Here is a 15999-nt window from a genome sequence, read left to right on the forward strand (position 1 = left end):
CCCGTCTGAAACTGAAATTACGTATCCGATGCTAGTGGCCCAATATGACAGCGTGCGATGCGCTCCACCAGCCGTTCGTTGAACGCATGCTGCCCGGCCTGCGCGGCGGCGAGTGCCTGTGGCGGCACGTGCGTTTCCTGCCCGTCGCCCGCGCTCATCAGCCGCTTCCACCAGGTGGCGTAGCGCCAGGAGGAGATGTCGCCGGTGACATCGCTGCCGACGATCTGCCCCTTGAGCGCGTCGATGATCTTCACGGCATCGCCTTCGCGCATCTGTCCCTGGTCCCAGTTGGTCTGCACCACATCGCGCGCGAACACGTCCTTGTCGATGCTGAGATAGGTGGGGGCAGGCGCCGGCGCCAGCATCAGCGCGAGCGCTTCGCCAAGCTCACGCACGCTGCCGAAGCTGCGAAAGGCCTTTGCGAAGCCCTTGCGAGCGGCCCAGGTGGTGTCCACGCCGCTGCTCCAGTAGCTGAGCTTGCCCGTGCGCAGCGGCGCGGCGTAGTTCTCCCAGGCGTGGCGCGCACCGATGTCGTGCGACGTGATGCCCGCCACGTGGACATGCGAGACGGCGGGGTGCAGCGCCACGCGCCGCACCCAGGAGCCGCAGTGCACGCCCCAGGGGAACAGCATGTTGTCGGGGTGGTTGTCGAGCACCACGACGCGCAGTGGCCGCCCCGCGGCGAATGCGTTCTGCGCGATGCAGCGCTCGATCAGCAGCCAGCTCAGGTGGTGGAAATCGCCGCTGCCCATGAAGGCCGTGCCGTAGCACGCGGGCAGTCGCTGCTCCACATGGGCGCGAAAGGCTTCGTAGCTCCGGAGCGTGGAGCCGAAGCGGATCGCCTCCTGCCAATCGCGCAGCGGCAGGCGCAATTCGTTGTCCAGAGGACCCACGGAGCCGTCTACGTCGAGTACCAGCGGTGGCGTCATGCTGCGGGCTCCTTCCCCCATTGGCTGTCGCTCTCGAAGTGCGCCGAGAACCGACGACCGAGCGCGCGCAGCAGCGGATTGCGGATGAACACCGCATGCTGCGTCAGCGTGAAGCTGGCGCCGAGCTGGGCCTTCACCTCGGGATCGGTCCAGCCCGCCACGTAGTGCGTGAGACCGCGTTCGATGGCGTATTCGAGATTCACCATCCAGCTCACGAAATACAGGTCGGCCTCGCGTGCCCGGGGATATGAGAGGCCGATGTACTTGTCGATGAGCCGCCCCGCGTGCTCGAAGCACAGGTTCCAGCCCAGCAGTGCGTCGTCATCGGCGTCGCGGTATTCGAACACGATGCCGCCGTTCGACGCATCGCGCAGCACGGCGGCAAGGAATGCGCGCGTGAGCTTGTCGAAGTGAATTTCGCTTTGCGCGTAGACCGCATCGAACAGCGCGTAGTACGCATCCACGCGTTCCTCGCCTGCAAAGCCATCACCCGTGGGAATCCTGGAAATCCGCAGGCGTTCGCGGCTTCTGAGCTTGCGCTTCAAATTCTGGCGACGGCTTCTGGACAGGCGCGAAAGATATTCGTCCACGCTCGTGAAATCGATGGTCACGTAGGCGAGGGCCTGGCCATCGACCGCAATGAAGCCTGCTTGCTGCAGCCCGGCGATCAGCGCAGCCGAGAACGTGTTCTCCTCGGGCGTCAGCAGCGGCGACGCCTGCGGCAGGTCCTTCACGATGGTCAGCATGCGCGCCCCCGCTCGTGCCCGCAACTGCGCGGCCAGAGCGGCCGCATCGATGCCTGTCGGCATGGGCGCGTATTCGGTGAGCGTGGTGCCCACGAAGTCCGTCGTGAGCTTCAGGCGCGATGACAGCCATTCGCCGCCGGGCAGCTTGCGGAGCCTGGCCTTGAGTGCTTCGTCCGCCGTGGTCAACAGGTCGAACGGTGCGGTGAAGGCCGGTGCGGGCCAACCCCCGGCGTGCACGGCAAAGCCTTCGGGCGGATGCGCGGCAAACTGCCGGATCAGCGCCGAAGGCTCGAGCTGGTTGCGATAGGGTGTGCGGTCCGGGGGCATCAAGCCTTTTTGGCTTTGCTCAGCAGCTGGTCCAGCAGCACCATGGCCTCATCGATCTCGCCGCGCGAGATCATCAGCGAAGGCGCGAAGGTGATCACGTTCTTGTAGTAGCCGCCCACGTCCAGCACCAGGCCGCGCTTCTGGCCCTTGTACTCCAGGCCGCCCTCGAGGCCGATGTCGACCATCTTGTCGAGCAGTGCCTTGTTGGGCGTGAAGCCGTCCTCGGTGCAGATCTCGGCGCGCAGCGCGAGGCCGAGGCCGTCCACATCGCCGATTTCCTTGTGGCGCTTCTGCAGCTCCTTGAGGCCCTCGAGGAAGTACGCCCCCGATTCGCGAACCTGCTTGCCGAAGTCGACTTCGTGCGTCATCTTCATCACTTCGAGGCCCAGGGCCGTGCCCAGCGGGTTCGACGCGAACGTGGAGTGGGTGGAGCCCGGCGGGAACACCGTCGGATTGATGAGCTCCTCGCGCGCCCACAGGCCCGACAGGGCGTTCAGGCCGTTGGTTAGCGCCTTGGCGAACACCAGCACGTCGGGCTTGATGCCGAAGTTTTCCACCGACCACAGCGTGCCGGTGCGCCAGAAGCCCATCTGGATCTCGTCGACCACCATCAGCACGCCATGCTCGTCGAGCACCTTCTTCAGGCCCTTGAAGAAATTCGGCGGAGGCACTACGTAGCCGCCCGTGCCTTGGATGGGCTCCACATAGAAAGCTGCGTATTCGCACTGCTGGGTCTTGGGGTCCCAGACCGCGTGGTACTCGTTCTCGAACTTGCGGGCGAAGTCGCGCACGATCTGTTCGGAGTACTCCTCGGCCGTCATGCCCTTGGGGCGACGGAACGGGTAGGGAAACGGGATGAACTGCGCGCGATCGCTGAAGTGGCCGAAGCGGCGGCGGTAGCGGTAGCTCGACGTGATGGACGATGCGCCCAGGGTGCGGCCGTGATAGCCGCCCTCGAAGGCGAACATCAGGCTCTTGCCGTTGCTGGCATTGCGCACCACCTTGAGCGAGTCCTCGATGGCCTGTGCGCCGCCGACGTTGAAGTGCACGCGGCCTTGCGAGCCCCATTTCTTCTCGGCATCCTGCGCGATGAACTTGGCCAGCTCGATCTTGGTGGGGTGCAGGTACTGGCTTGCGACCTGAGGCAACTCCTTGAGCTGCTCGATCATCTTGTCTTCGAGGCGCTTGTTCTTGTAGCCGAAGTTGACCGCCGAGTACCACATCTGCAGATCGAGGTAGGGCGTGCCCGTATCGTCATACATGTAGCTGCCGTCGCAACCGGTGAAGATCTTGGGGGATTGACGTAATGGACGGTGTCGCCAAACGAGCAGTACCTGGCTTCGTCAGCCAGCAATTGGGCGGTATTGAGGGTCACGGCGGAAAGGCTCCTGATTGAACCGGCGCAGTTTCCGTGGTGAATCTTGTGGGGGAGTTGACGGAGTTTGGAGGAATTGTGGAGAGGGCTGCGATCAGCGCCGGGGCAGCCTTTCCAGTCGCACGACCGCGCGGCAGCCTATGGCCTCGGCATAGCGCTGCACGCTGCGCAGGGAGGGAGTGGCCTTGCCTCCCTCGATTCTGGCGATGACGCTTTGCGTGGTTCCCATGCGAGCCGCCACATCCGCCTGCGTGAGGCCTGCGCGCGTGCGGGCTGCAATCAATTCGCGGGCCATGGCGAATTCATCGGCCAATGATTCATAGTGCGTGCGGACGTCGTCCTGGGCCAGCATTTCCGCTTTCAAGGATGTGAGTGTTTTCATGCTTCGTGAGCCTCCAGTCGCGAAAGAGCCGTTTCGATGGCGCTGCGTGGTGTGGCCTGCGTCTTTTTCACGAACGCATGCAGCACCAGCAAACGGCGACCTTGGACGGCTGCATAGACGACCCGCGCAATGCCATCCCGGCCATTCAGGCGCATTTCCCACAGCTTGTGCCTCAATGGCCGAACGTGTGGCAGGCCCACACGCTGAGGACCGAAGTCCTCCAGCATGTCGGCGATATGCAGAAACCGGGCCTGCATGTCTGCAGGCAGGCTCAACAGCTCCGGCGAAGCCGCAGGATGGATCGTGACAGTCCATGCATTCATATTATCTCTTTTTTGCGATACTTCGCACCAAGAGATGTCGTGAGCCTGGTGCAGCCCACGATTGAAGCGATGGAGTCAGGCGCTGTCGTTGCGATGATGCAATGCGTGTGCGGTCATCTGCTGCGCAGAAGGCCTGCGCTAGGGAGCAACTCAGGCCGCTTCAGGATAAAAAATACGCCGTGCCTTCACATCCCCCACCGCCTTTCCGATCGCGGCGATGTGGTCCGGCGTGGTGCCGCAGCAGCCACCCACCACGTTCACCAGTCCTTCGGCGGCAAACTCGTGCACGAGGCGCGAGGTGACGTCGGGTGTTTCGTCGAAACCGGTGTCGCTCATCGGGTTGGGCAGGCCTGCGTTCGGGTAGCAGCTGATGAAGGTGTCGGGCGCGGCCTTGTTCAGTTCCTGGATGTAGGGGCGCATCAGCGTCGCGCCGAGCGCGCAGTTCAGGCCGATGGACAGCGGGTTCGCGTGGCGCACGCTGTGCCAGAAGGCCGTGACGGTCTGGCCCGAGAGGATGCGGCCGGAGGCGTCGGTCACGGTGCCGCTGATCATGATGGGCAGCACCTCACCGGTCGCGTCGAAGGCTTCCTCCACGGCGAACAGGGCGGCCTTGGCGTTCAATGTGTCGAAGATGGTCTCGACGAGGATCACGTCTGCACCGCCCTCGATCAGTGCCACGGTCTGCTCGAAATACGCGGCGCGCAGCTGTTCGAAGGTGACGTTGCGCGCACCGGGGTCGTTCACATCGGGGCTGATGCTGGCGGTCTTGGGCGTGGGGCCGAGCGCGCCGGCCACATAGCGCGGCTTGTCCGGGGTCGAGTACTTGTCACAGGCCGCGCGGGCGAGCCTCGCGGAGGCCAGGTTCATCTCGCGCGCCAGTTCGGCCATGCCGTAGTCTTCCTGCGCGATGGTGGTCGCGCCGAAGGTGTTGGTCTCGATGAGGTCGGCACCGGCCGCGAGATAGCGCTCGTGGATGTCGCGGATCACGTCGGGGCGCGTGAGCGAGAGCAGCTCGTTGTTGCCCTTCACATCGCGCGGGAACTCCTTGAAACGGTCGCCTGCGCCGTCGGGGCCGCCATAGCCTTCGCCGCGGTACTGCGCCTCACCCAGCTTGAAGCGCTGGATCATCGTGCCCATGGCGCCGTCCAGGATGGCGATGCGCTTTTCCAGGATCTCGGGCAGTTGCTGGGCGCGGGTGTAGTGAGGCAGGGTCATCCCTCGATTGTATGAAAGAGGGGCGGGGATTTCCCGGGAAGGGCGGGAGCCCTTCGAGCGGGGATGTCTTTGCCTCGAGCGCGCCGCCCGTGCTGCCCTTTACTTGACCTCGACGCCCATCGACTTGAGCGCTTCCCGCTCGCCGTTGAAGGTTTCAGTGGCGTACTTGGTGTAGTCGGCGGCGTTCATGTAGATGGCCGACATGCCGAGCTTCTTCAGGCCCGCCTGGTACTCAGGATCCTTGTAGGCCTCGCGGAAGGCGGTCTCCAGCTTCTTCACGACGGTCGGGTCCATGCCCTTGGGGCCGGCGATGCCCATGGGCGAGGTGTGGACGATGGGGAAGCCTTGCTCCTTCAGCGTCGGCGCATTGGGCAGGTCGGGCGAGCGCACGTCGCCGAGCGATGCCAGCACGCGGATCTTGCCGCTGTTCACGTAGGGCAGGATGGAGCTGGAGCTGACCACCGCCTGGATGTGATTGCCCAGCAGGGCCGAGATGGCGTCGGCGTCGCCCTTGAAGGGCACGTGGGTCCAGTCGGCCTTGGCCTGCACTCCGAGCTGGGCCATGCCGATGTGCTGGCTGCTGTTCGCGCCGGGCGTGCCATAGGAGACGGCGCCATTGCTCTTCTTTGCGTAGGCGATCAGGTCGCTCATGTTCATCCACGGTGAATTGGAGTTCACGGCGATGTAGTAGTTGAAGCCCGAGATCACCGAGATGTAGGTGAAGTCCTTGAGTGGATTGAATTGTGCGCCCGTGATGTGCGGCATGCGGAAAGTGCCGATCGGCAGCATGGTGAGGGAGTAGCCCGCCGGGTCGGCCGACAGCATCTGCACGCCGCCGAGCGTTCCGTTGGCCCCGGTCTTGTTCTCGATGATGACCGGCTGGCCCAGGCGCTTGCCGGCCTGTTCGGCGAACAGGCGGCCCATGATGTCGGTGACGCCGCCCGCGGTGTAGGGCACGATCAGCTTGACCGGCGCGTTCGGATAGCTTGCGGCGTTGCCGCCCTGTGCCGCGGCAGGCAGGTCCGTGGCAAGGAGGCCGATGGCGGTCATGGCGGTGGCGAAAAGCTTCTTCATGGTGATGTCTCCTCGGATGGTGGGATTCTGAAGGGAAGGATGGGGATGGCGCGGGCTTTGTGGTCAGCCTTGCACGCGGCCGCGGCATTCGCCGAGGCCGATGCGCGCAAAGCCTTCGCGCTCGCACCAGCCGCGGAAGATGATCTCGTCGCCATCCTGCAGGAAGGTGCGGGTCTCGCCGTTGGCCAGTTGCACGGGCTTCTTGCCGCCCTCGGTGATCTCGAGCAGCGCGCCATACCCGTCGGGCGTGGGGGCCGAGATGGTGCCCGAGCCGAGCAGGTCGCCCGCGCGCGCATTGCAGCCGCCAATGGTCTGCTGCGTGAGCATCTGGGCGGGTGTCCAGTACAGGTGGCTGGAGTCGCCGATCGAAAGCCGGTGCGGCGCGAGGCCCTGCTCGCGCATGCTGGCGGTGGACAGCAGTACTTCGAGCTGGATGCGCAGGCCGCCGTTCCGCTGGTCGTCCTCGTGGTTCAGGTAGGGCAGCGGCCGGGGGTCCCCCTCGGCGCGCGCCATCGCCGGGCCGCGGAACGGCGCAAGCGCCTCCTGCGTGACCACCCAGGGCGACACGCTGGACATGAAATTCTTGCCGGTGAACGGGCCGAGCGGCTGGTATTCCCAGGCCTGGAGATCGCGGGCGGACCAGTCGTTGAACAGGCCGAATCCGGCGATGTGCGCGCTGGCCTGCTCGATCGGGATCTGCGTGCCCAGCGGATTGCCCGCGCCGACCCAGATCGCGAGCTCGAGCTCGTAGTCGAGGCGCTCCGTCGGCCCCAGTTCGGGGGCCGGGCCCTCGGGCGTGTCACGGCGGATCTGGCCGATCGGGCGCTGCAGCGGCGTGCCGGAGGGGCGGATGCTCGAGCTTCTGCCGTGGTAGGCGATCGGTACGTGCTTGTAGTTGGGCAGCAGCGGGTTGTCCGGACGGAAGATCCGGCCTGCGTTGACCGCATGATGGATGCCCGCGTAGAAATCGGAGTAGTCACCCACATCGGCTGGCAGCAGCATGCGGCAGGCATCCTGGGGGCGCAGCAGCTGTCTTGCGAAGGCGCTGGCCTGCCGTCCCGATGCGGTCTGCGCCTGCAGCAGGTCGGAGAGCGCGGCGCGCAGCAGGCTGCGCTGGGCGGCGGACAGCGCCATCCAGGCATTGAGCGTGTCGCTGTGCAGCGCGGCCTCGGTGGCCATGTCGAGCGTGGGTAGCAGTCCCCATTCCAGCGCTGCGGCCAGATCCAGCACTTCGTTGCCGATGGCGGTGCCGATGCGCGCGCCCTCGCCCGCATCGAATACGCCCAGGGGCAGGTTCTGGATGGGAAACTGCGGGTGTCCGTTGGCGGACATCACCCAGCTCTGGAGCGCGCTGTCATGGGTCGCATCGATGGCGGGCAAGGTGGAGGTCTGCGTCGTCGTCATGTTTGTTGCGGTGTTGGTTCGGTGGGAACGGCGCTGGATCAGGCCGCGGTGGTCGCGCCGTCCATGGTCCAGGCCGCGCCGCGCACTTCCTGCGCATCGTCGGAGCACAGGTAGGAGGCGAGCGAGGCCAGCTGGTCCACCGTGACGAACCGGCCCGAGGGCTGGCGTGCGCCCAGCAATTGCCGCGTGGCGGCTTCGTTGTCCAGCGACTCGCGCTCGGCCAGCGCATCCACCTGCTTCTGCACGAGCGCCGTCAGCGCCCAGCCGGGGCAGATGGCGTTGCAGGTGATGTCGGTGGTGGCGGTCTCCAGCGCCACGGCCTTGGTCAGTCCGATCAGCCCGTGCTTGGTGGCGTTGTAGGCCACCTTGCCCGCGCGGCCGCGCAGGCCGCTGATCGAGGCCATGTTGACGATGCGGCCCCAGCCCTTCGCGCGCATGGCGGGCAGGGACAGGCGGATCGTGTGGAAACTGGCGGAGAGGTTCACGGCCAGCATGTCGTTCCATTTGTCGACCGGAAACGCCTCGATGCTGCTGACATGCTGCATGCCGGCGTTGTTCACCAGGATGTCGATCGCGCCATATTCCCGCTCCACGTCGCGGATCATCGATTCGATCTCGGCCGGGTTGCGCAGGTCGGCACGGATATAGCGCGCGCTCACTCCATGGGCGGAGGCGATCTCCAGCGCCACGGCGCCACCTTCCTCATTGGTCACGATGCCATTGATCACCACATCGGCGCCATCGCGCGCGAGGCGCCTGGCAATGGCCAGGCCGATGCCGGAATTGCCGCCCGTCACCAGGGCCACGCGGTTGTTCAGATCTGCCACTTTGCTGCTCCACATGCTTTTCAACTGCGGCCGATCCTAGGAAGCGTGGGGTCATATGTCCAATACTCGATTTCGTGCTGATTTATATTTATTACGTCTTAATCAGCGGGATGGTGTGCGGGCGATGGAATTGCGGCATCTGAAGGGATTTCTGGCCGTGGCGCAGGAGCAGAGCTTCACCCGCGCCGCCAAGAAGCTGCACATGGCGCAGCCGCCATTGAGCCAGCGCATCCGCGAACTCGAGGACGAACTGGGCGTGAAGCTGTTCGAGCGCTGCACGCGCCGCGTGCATCTCACGCAGGCGGGCGAGACGTTCCTGGAGGGTGTGCAGTCGCTTCTGCTGCAGCTCGAGCAGGCCGTGGAGGCCTGCCGCAAGGTGGAGCGCGGCGAGCGCGGCATGCTGCGCGTGGGCTACACGGGCCGCGCGAGCCAGCAATTGCTGCCCCGGCTGGTGCTGAGCTTTCGCCAGCGCTATCCCGACGTGCAGCTCGACATCCAGGGCCCGCACCCCACGGGATGGCTGCGATCGGCCCTGCAGGATGGCCGGCTGGACGTGGCGCTGTGCTTCCTGCCGCTGCATGACGCGCAGATCGAGACGCGCAGCTTCGTCTGCAGCGAGTTTGTCCTGGCCCTGCCGGCGGGCCACCCGCTTGCGGGGCAGGCGCAGGTCCCGTTGTCGGCACTGGCCGGCGAACGCTTCGTGGGCTATCCCTCCAACCAGGGATTCCACCTGCGCGACTGCATGGACGATGCCTGCCGCGCGGCGGGCTTCACCCCGCATGTGGTGCACGAGAGCGAGACCTCGCAGGTGCTGATCTGCCACATTGCCGCGGGTACGGGCGTGTCGGTGATTCCGGCGGAACTGCAGCAGCTCGAACACCTGGGCGGGGTGGTCTTCAAGTCGCTTGGCGAGAACGCGCCGCGCCTGGAGCACGGCATGGCATGGCTCGGGAGCAACCGGAATCCCGCGCTGCACAATTTGCTGGGGCTTGATCTGACGAAAAATCCGCCCACCGGCACCCAGTAGCACAATAGAGGGTTCGCGGCGATCCTGGGTGCCCATCCGCCCTGGCCGCCTCCCATCCCACTCACAGGTCTGCAATCCTTTCATTGACAAGGGCGGCATGCTATCGATTAGAGAGAAGTCCGGTTTGTCTCCCGCGCAGTTTGTTCTGAATGATGTCTTCGGCTATGAGCATTTCCGTGGCTCGCAGGAGGCGATCATCGAGCATGTGATCGCGGGCGGCGACGCTCTCGTGCTCATGCCCACCGGCGGCGGCAAGTCGCTGTGCTACCAGGTGCCGGCCATCGTGCGCCGCGATGCAGGCAAGGGCGTGGCGATCGTGGTGTCGCCGCTGATCGCGCTGATGCACGACCAGGTGGGCGCGCTGCACGAGGCGGGCGTCGAGGCCGCCTTCCTCAACTCCACGCTCGACTGGCCCGCGACGCTCGATGTGGAAAACCGCGTCTCGCGCGGCGAGATCACGCTGCTCTATGCCGCCCCGAGCGGGTGAACACCGACCGGTTCCTGGCGTTGCTCGACGGCCTGTACGAGCGCGGCCAGCTCGGCCTGTTCGCGATCGACGAGGCGCACTGCGTGAGTCAGTGGGGCCACGACTTCCGGCCCGAATACCGCATGCTGTCGGTGCTGCATGACCGCTATCCGGGCGTGCCGCGTATCGCGCTCACGGCCACGGCCGACGCGCTCACGCGCGTGGACATCGTCGACGGGCTCAAGCTGCAGGAGGCGCGCCAGTTCGTCAGCAGCTTCGACCGGCCCAACATCCGCTACACCATCGTCGAGAAGAAGGAGCCGCTCACGCAGCTGCTCAAGTTCATCCAGAACGAACACCTGGGCGATGCAGGCGTGGTCTATTGCCAATCGCGCAAGCGCGTGGAGGAACTGGCCGAGGCGCTCGTGCATGCGGGCATCACCGCGCTGCCCTACCACGCGGGCCTGCCGGCCGAGGTGCGGCAGCAGAACCAGGACCGCTTTCTGCGCGAGGACGGCATCGTGATGACGGCCACCATCGCATTCGGTATGGGCATCGACAAGCCCGACGTGCGCTTCGTGGCCCATGTGGACATGCCCAAGAACATCGAGGGCTACTACCAGGAAACCGGCCGCGCGGGCCGCGACGGTCTGCCCGCGGACGCCTGGATGGTCTATGGCCTGAACGACGTGGTGAACCAGCGCCGCATGATCGACGAGAGCCCGGCCACCGAGGAGTTCAAGCAGATCATGCGCGGCAAGCTCGACGCACTGCTGGGCCTGGCCGAGGCCACCGACTGCCGCCGCGTGCGCCTGCTCTCGTATTTCGGCGAGCATTCCGAGCCCTGCGGCAACTGCGACAACTGCCTGAACCCGCCCGAGGTCTGGGACGGTACCGACGCCGCGCGCAAGCTGCTCTCGACGATCTACCGCGTGCATGAGGCGAGCGGCATCACCTTCGGCACCGGCCACATCATGGACATCGTGCGCGGCAAGGACACCGACAAGGTGCGCCAGTTCGGCCACGAAAAGCTCTCCACCTTCGGCCTCGGAACGGATTATTCCGAGCCGCAGCTGCGCGGCGTGCTGCGCCAGCTGCTGGCCACCGGCGCGGTCGGCCTGCAGAAAGTCATGCTGGAGAGCGGCCACAGCTTCGACACGCTCAGCCTCACCAGCGGCTCGCGCCCCGTGCTGCGCGGCGAGCAGCAGGTGCTGCTGCGCGAGGCCATGGCGGGCGCGGGCAAACGCACCAAGAAGAAAAGCGGCGTCAAGCTGTCGGTCGCTGCGGAGAGCCTCAACCAGGACGGCCAGGTGCGCTTCATCAATCTCAAGGCCTGGCGCGCCGAGGTGGCGCGCGAGCACAATCTGCCGGCCTACGTGATCTTTCACGATGCCACGCTGGCGGCGATCGCCGAGCGCAATCCCGCGTCGCTCGAGGACTTGCAGGGCATCTCGGGCCTGGGCTCCAAGAAGCTGGAGGCCTATGGGGCGGAGGTGTTGCGGGTCTGCTCCAATCCGGCCGATACCTGAACGATTCGGGCAGGGCCGAGATACCTGTAGTCCGCTGCCTGGAATCTTCCCTCGCCACAAAATGTAACTCGTGGTTTAATTGGTCTACGAATGTAAATTTATGCTTCGTATTCATGTCGGTTATGTAAATCACGAGACACAAGAGTGAGGTAGAACAGCCATGTTGAAGAAAATCATTGCCTTGAGCGCACTGTTGGCCTGCGGCGCAGCGAGCGCCTTTGCTCCACAAGCGGGCACATGGGTCATCGATTCGGAAAACAACGGCCAGCCGGGGCGCGGTTTTGGCCTGGATGTACAGGACAGCACACTGGTGATGCAGATGTACGGCTACGAACAGAACGGGAATCCCACGTTCTATCTGAGCGCCGGCAGCTACACCAACGATCAGTACAGCGGCCCGCTCAACCAGTACCGCGGCGGGCGCTATCTCGGCAGCGGTGATCGCAATGGCACGCCGACAGGCAATGCCGGCACCGTGAACATGCGTTTCACTTCCGGCACGACGGGCTTCATCACCTTCCCGGGGGAGCCGGAAAAAGCCATCAGCCGCTACAACTTCGCCTATTCCAACAGCCCGCAAAGCCTGCGCGGCATTTGGCTGTTCACCCCGCTGACTTCCCTGGCACCGACATCGGACTTCGTGGCGCTTGACCAGATCATCGCCGGCACGAGCACCGGCAATGGCATCGTCGCCTCGCAAAATGGCCGTTTCGGTTGCGAGAACCAGATCTCCGGCGAATTGGCGGGCTCCGTGCTGTGCGTGCGTGTAACGGCCAGCGGCACGCTGGAGCGCGCGTACCGGATCATCTACAGCGTCAATGACGGTGAAGGGGTGATGATCAACAGCACGGGCAGCAGCTCGTGGATGGCGGTGGCACGTCGCCTGGGCAACACGTCGATGGTTGGTACGGGGCCGATCATCAAGTCGGAAGAAGCGGCTCAGATGGACGAAGAGAACCTGCGCAATCATTTGGCTTCGGCCGTGCAGTTGCTGCAAGGCCAATGATGCGCGAGTCGTGATGCGCGTGTAGTGCATGAGCGCCTGAAGAGGGCGCGTGAAGGGGCTGCAATATACTGTTTTTATAATCAGTGTTTTGCAGCCATTTTTCATGCCCACATCCGTACTCTCCCGCCACCACCGCACGCGCCTGATGCAGATCTGGCGCTCGGCGGGCTGGCCGTGCCAGGACGTGGTGGAGCTGGAACTGCTGGCCGCAGGGCTGCTCGCGAAGCAGGTGTCAGCCGAAGGCCACGAGATTCTGCGCCTGACCGATCTGGCCCTGCACCGGCTTGCCATGGCGCGCGAGCAGGGTCAGCGTTCGGCGAGCCTGCATGACCGCATCGCGCACCGGTTCACGCAGCAGCAATTGCTGCCTGCGGGGCGCATCGTCTGGCGCGAGCTGGCGTTGCGCGCGGCCGTGGAGGCGGACGAGCCGCACCAGACGAACCCTCCCGCACCGGCCGATGCCGCTGCCATGCTGTTCGGCGACGACGCCGCGCTGCCGGCGCCCGTGGTGCGCGCCGCCCGGCGGGTGTGGCGCGTGGCGCGGCCCGATCTGTTTTCCATCCGCAATACCTCGGTGCAAAGCTATCTTCAGCCGGTGGTGCACGAGGTGAAGGCCAGCCGCGCCGATCTGCTCTCCGATCTGCGCCACCAGGCCAAGCGCCGCGCCTACCAATGGCTCAGCGAGGAATGCTGCTACGTGTTTCCCAAGGGCATTGCCGAGCCCGAGGAGCTGCCCCAGGAATTCGGGGTCTGGGTGCTGCACGGTGATCCCGAGAATGGCCGCTTCGAGTTGCTGCGCGCGCCGCGCCACGCACCCTGCACGCTTCCATTCGCGGTATGGATGACGCTGTGCAAGGCGACCCCCGAGCGCTTCGACGAAGAGGCGCGCATTCAGCGGCAGTTGGGGGCGGCGGACGATGGTCCCGCCTGACGCAATGGGCGCGCCTGACTTTCGCATTGCGGTGCGTGAGCTCTGCGCCTTCACCGCCAAGCAGGGCGACCTGGATCTGCGCTTCACCCCCGCGCCGACAGCGCTCGAGGGCATGGACGGGCACCGCAAGGTGGCTGCCCGGCGCGGCGAGCACTTTGAGAGTGAAATCACGCTGTCTGCCCGATTCGAACAACTGGAGGTGCGCGGCCGTGCCGATGGCTTCGACGCCGGGCGGCATCGCATCGAGGAAATCAAGACGCACAAGGGCCGCCTCGACCGGCAATCCGCGGCGCTGCGCGAGCTGCACTGGGCGCAGGCGCGGGTGTACGGCTGGCTCATGTGCGTGGCGCGCGGCTTTGAGAAGATCGATGTCGCGCTGGTCTATTTCGACATCGATTCGGAGCGCGAAACGGAATTCGTCGAGTCGTGGACCGCCGACGCATTGCGCGGGCATTTCGAGTTGCAGTGCGGTCGCTTCATCGCCTGGGCGCGGCAGGAGGCGGCGCACCGGGAGGCTCGCGATCGGGCGCTGCGCAGCCTGGCCTTCGCGCACCGGGAATTCCGCACCGGCCAGCGCGATCTCGCCGAGGCCGTGTACCGCGCCACCACACAGGGCCGCGTGCTCCTCGCGCAGGCACCCACCGGCATCGGCAAGACGGCGGGCACGATCTTTCCCGCGCTCAAGGCCCTGCCGGGCCGGCAGATCGACAAGCTGTTCTATCTCTCGGCCAAGACATCGGGCAGGCAACTGGCGCTCGATGCCTTGCGTGACCTGCGGGAGCAGGGGGCCGCATCGATCCGCGTACTGGAGATGGTGGCGCGCGAGAAGTCCTGCGAGAACCCTGGCAGCGCCTGCCACGGCGATGCCTGCCCGCTGGCGCGTGGCTTCTACGACCGGCTGCCCGAGGCGCGCGCCGATGCCCTGGCGGAGCCCGCGCAACTGCTTGACCAGGAGAGCGTGCGCTCGGTTGCGCTGGTGCATGGCATCTGCCCGTACTACCTGTCACAGGAACTCGCGCGCTGGGTGGACGTGGTCGTCGGCGACTACAACTATTTCTTCGATTTCGGAGGCCTGCTGCTCGCGCTCACGCAGGCCAATGACTGGCGCGTGGCGCTGCTGGTGGACGAGGCCCATAACCTCATGGACCGCGCGCGCGGCATGTTCAGCGCCGTGCTCACTCCCGATGCGCTGAAACAGGCCATGGAGTCACCCACGGCCGCCGCCGCGCCGCGCGTGAAGAAGGCGCTGGCCGCGGTCAAGAAGCAGTGGGCCGCGCTGGACACGACCCAGGCAGACGACTACGCCGTGCACGCGGTGTTTCCCGAGGCCCTGCAAGGCGCGCTCGCCCAGTGCATGCAGGCGGTCGGTGAACATTTTGCAGACCACCCCGACACGGTGGACGCCGAGTTGCACGGCTTCCAGATGGAAGTGCTGCAGGTGCTGCGCCTGCTGGAGAGCATGGGCGACCATTCGCTCATCGACCAGCAGCGGCGCAAGCCGGATGCGAAGACCAACGCCAGCGCCAAAGCCCGCACGAGCGCCCGCGCGCCCGGGAGCGACATCAGCATCCGCAACCTTGTGCCCGCGCCACACCTCGCCAGCCGCTGGGAAGCCGTGCATGCCGCCACGCTGTTCTCGGCGACGCTCTCGCCCATGCATTTCCATGCCGACCTGCTGGGCCTGCCGCAGAACCATGTCGCGCTCGAAGTGGCCTCGCCCTTCAGCGCCGACCAGCTGGAGGTGAGGGTAGCGCGCCACATCTCCACACGCTATGCGCATCGCGGCGAATCCACGGCCCAGGTCGTGGAGTTGATCGCTCGGCAATTCGGCGAGCGGCCCGGCAACTATCTGGCGTTCTTCAGCAGTTATGACTACCTGCAGCAGGTGGCGGAAGCGTTGGGCCGCCGGCATCCGCAGATACCGCACTGGCTGCAGTCGCGCCGCATGGCCGAGGTGCAGCAGCGCGAGTTCCTGGCGCGCTTCACCGAAACCAGCCAGGGCATTGGCTTCGCGGTACTCGGGGGAGCCTTTGCCGAAGGCATAGACCTGCCCGGCCACCGCCTGATCGGTGCCTTTCTCGCCACCCTGGGCCTGCCGCAGTTCAACGCGGTGAACGAGCAGATCCGTCAGCGCATGGACACGCTGTTCGCGGGGCGCGGCCATGACTACACCTATCTTTACCCGGGCCTGCAGAAAGTGGTGCAGGCGGCGGGCCGCGTGATCCGCACGCCGCAGGACCGGGGCGTGGTGCATCTCATGGACGACCGGTTCGCGCGCACCGAAGTCAGGCGGCTGCTGCCCGCCTGGTGGGAGCTGCGGGGTGCATCGCGCTGACACAGCGTTTTCAAGGGGCTTTCAAAACGTTACCTGTACGCTGTCAACGGAGGCCGAACCGTGTCGGACAACGCCGCATCTTGCACAGCCGCATGCGGCAACG

General features: G+C 65.6%; 12 protein-coding genes and 2 pseudogenes. 5 read left to right on the forward strand and 9 right to left on the reverse strand.

The annotated features are described in order from the left end of the window. Window positions 1-17: 17 nt before the first annotated feature. The 9 genes and pseudogenes from H9K76_RS23075 to H9K76_RS23115 all read right to left on the reverse strand — a co-directional run bounded on the left by H9K76_RS23075 (window position 18) and on the right by H9K76_RS23115 (window position 8602). Window positions 18-929, reverse strand: coding sequence for an arginase family protein (locus H9K76_RS23075; RefSeq protein WP_187597561.1), 912 nt, complete (start codon window positions 927-929; stop codon window positions 18-20). After that, window positions 926-2002: a GNAT family N-acetyltransferase gene (locus tag H9K76_RS23080; protein WP_187597562.1), complete on the reverse strand. Its 1077-nt coding sequence runs from the start codon at window positions 2000-2002 to the stop codon at window positions 926-928. The genes H9K76_RS23075 and H9K76_RS23080 overlap by 4 nt, the downstream gene beginning before the upstream one ends. Then, window positions 2002-3377, reverse strand: a pseudogene (locus tag H9K76_RS23085) (aspartate aminotransferase family protein). Before H9K76_RS23085 ends, H9K76_RS23080 begins: the two are co-directional and overlap by 1 nt. 94 nt (window positions 3378-3471) lie before the next feature. Then, window positions 3472-3759 carry a helix-turn-helix domain-containing protein gene (locus H9K76_RS23090; RefSeq protein WP_187597563.1) on the reverse strand — a complete coding sequence of 96 codons (288 nt, stop codon included), beginning with the start codon at window positions 3757-3759 and terminating at the stop codon, window positions 3472-3474. Beyond that, the gene (locus tag H9K76_RS23095; RefSeq protein ID WP_187597564.1) at window positions 3756-4082 is read right to left on the reverse strand and encodes a type II toxin-antitoxin system RelE/ParE family toxin; all 327 of its coding nucleotides are present in this window, start codon (window positions 4080-4082) and stop codon (window positions 3756-3758) included. The genes H9K76_RS23090 and H9K76_RS23095 overlap by 4 nt, the downstream gene beginning before the upstream one ends. A 150-nt stretch (window positions 4083-4232) precedes the next feature. Next, complete coding sequence (locus H9K76_RS23100) at window positions 4233-5297, reverse strand: homocysteine S-methyltransferase family protein (protein WP_187597565.1); 1065 nt, start codon at window positions 5295-5297, stop codon at window positions 4233-4235. Between the two features lie 99 nt (window positions 5298-5396). After that, window positions 5397-6371: a Bug family tripartite tricarboxylate transporter substrate binding protein gene (locus H9K76_RS23105; protein ID WP_246475210.1), complete on the reverse strand. Its 975-nt coding sequence runs from the start codon at window positions 6369-6371 to the stop codon at window positions 5397-5399. A 63-nt stretch (window positions 6372-6434) separates the two neighbouring features. Further along, window positions 6435-7775, reverse strand: a complete 1341-nt coding sequence (fahA, locus tag H9K76_RS23110; RefSeq protein WP_187597566.1) for a fumarylacetoacetase — start codon at window positions 7773-7775, stop codon at window positions 6435-6437. A 38-nt stretch (window positions 7776-7813) separates the two neighbouring features. After that, entirely contained in the window at window positions 7814-8602 is a 789-nt protein-coding gene (locus H9K76_RS23115) for a 3-hydroxybutyrate dehydrogenase (protein ID WP_425489645.1), read from the reverse strand. A 124-nt stretch (window positions 8603-8726) separates the two neighbouring features. On the opposite strand from H9K76_RS23115, the gene H9K76_RS23120 reads away from it, so the two are divergent. From H9K76_RS23120 to H9K76_RS23140, 5 genes and pseudogenes are all read left to right on the forward strand, one after another. After that, a complete protein-coding gene (locus H9K76_RS23120; RefSeq protein ID WP_187597568.1) occupies window positions 8727-9629 on the forward strand; it encodes a LysR family transcriptional regulator in 903 nt (300 codons plus the stop codon). 97 nt (window positions 9630-9726) lie between these two features. Beyond that, a pseudogene (gene recQ, locus H9K76_RS23125) lies at window positions 9727-11624 on the forward strand (DNA helicase RecQ). 181 nt (window positions 11625-11805) lie between these two features. Continuing rightward, window positions 11806-12630 (forward strand): hypothetical protein, encoded by an 825-nt coding sequence (locus tag H9K76_RS23130; RefSeq protein WP_187597569.1) that lies wholly within the window; start codon window positions 11806-11808, stop codon window positions 12628-12630. A gap of 103 nt (window positions 12631-12733) precedes the next feature. Continuing rightward, window positions 12734-13561: a hypothetical protein gene (locus H9K76_RS23135; RefSeq protein ID WP_246475211.1), complete on the forward strand. Its 828-nt coding sequence runs from the start codon at window positions 12734-12736 to the stop codon at window positions 13559-13561. Then, window positions 13548-15896 carry an ATP-dependent DNA helicase gene (locus H9K76_RS23140; protein WP_246475213.1) on the forward strand — a complete coding sequence of 783 codons (2349 nt, stop codon included), beginning with the start codon at window positions 13548-13550 and terminating at the stop codon, window positions 15894-15896. The genes H9K76_RS23135 and H9K76_RS23140 overlap by 14 nt, the downstream gene beginning before the upstream one ends. The last annotated feature ends 103 nt before the right edge of the window (window positions 15897-15999 follow it).

The organism is Diaphorobacter ruginosibacter (genome assembly GCF_014395975.1).
GTDB classification, from domain to species: Bacteria; Pseudomonadota; Gammaproteobacteria; order Burkholderiales; family Burkholderiaceae_C; genus Diaphorobacter_A; species Diaphorobacter_A ruginosibacter.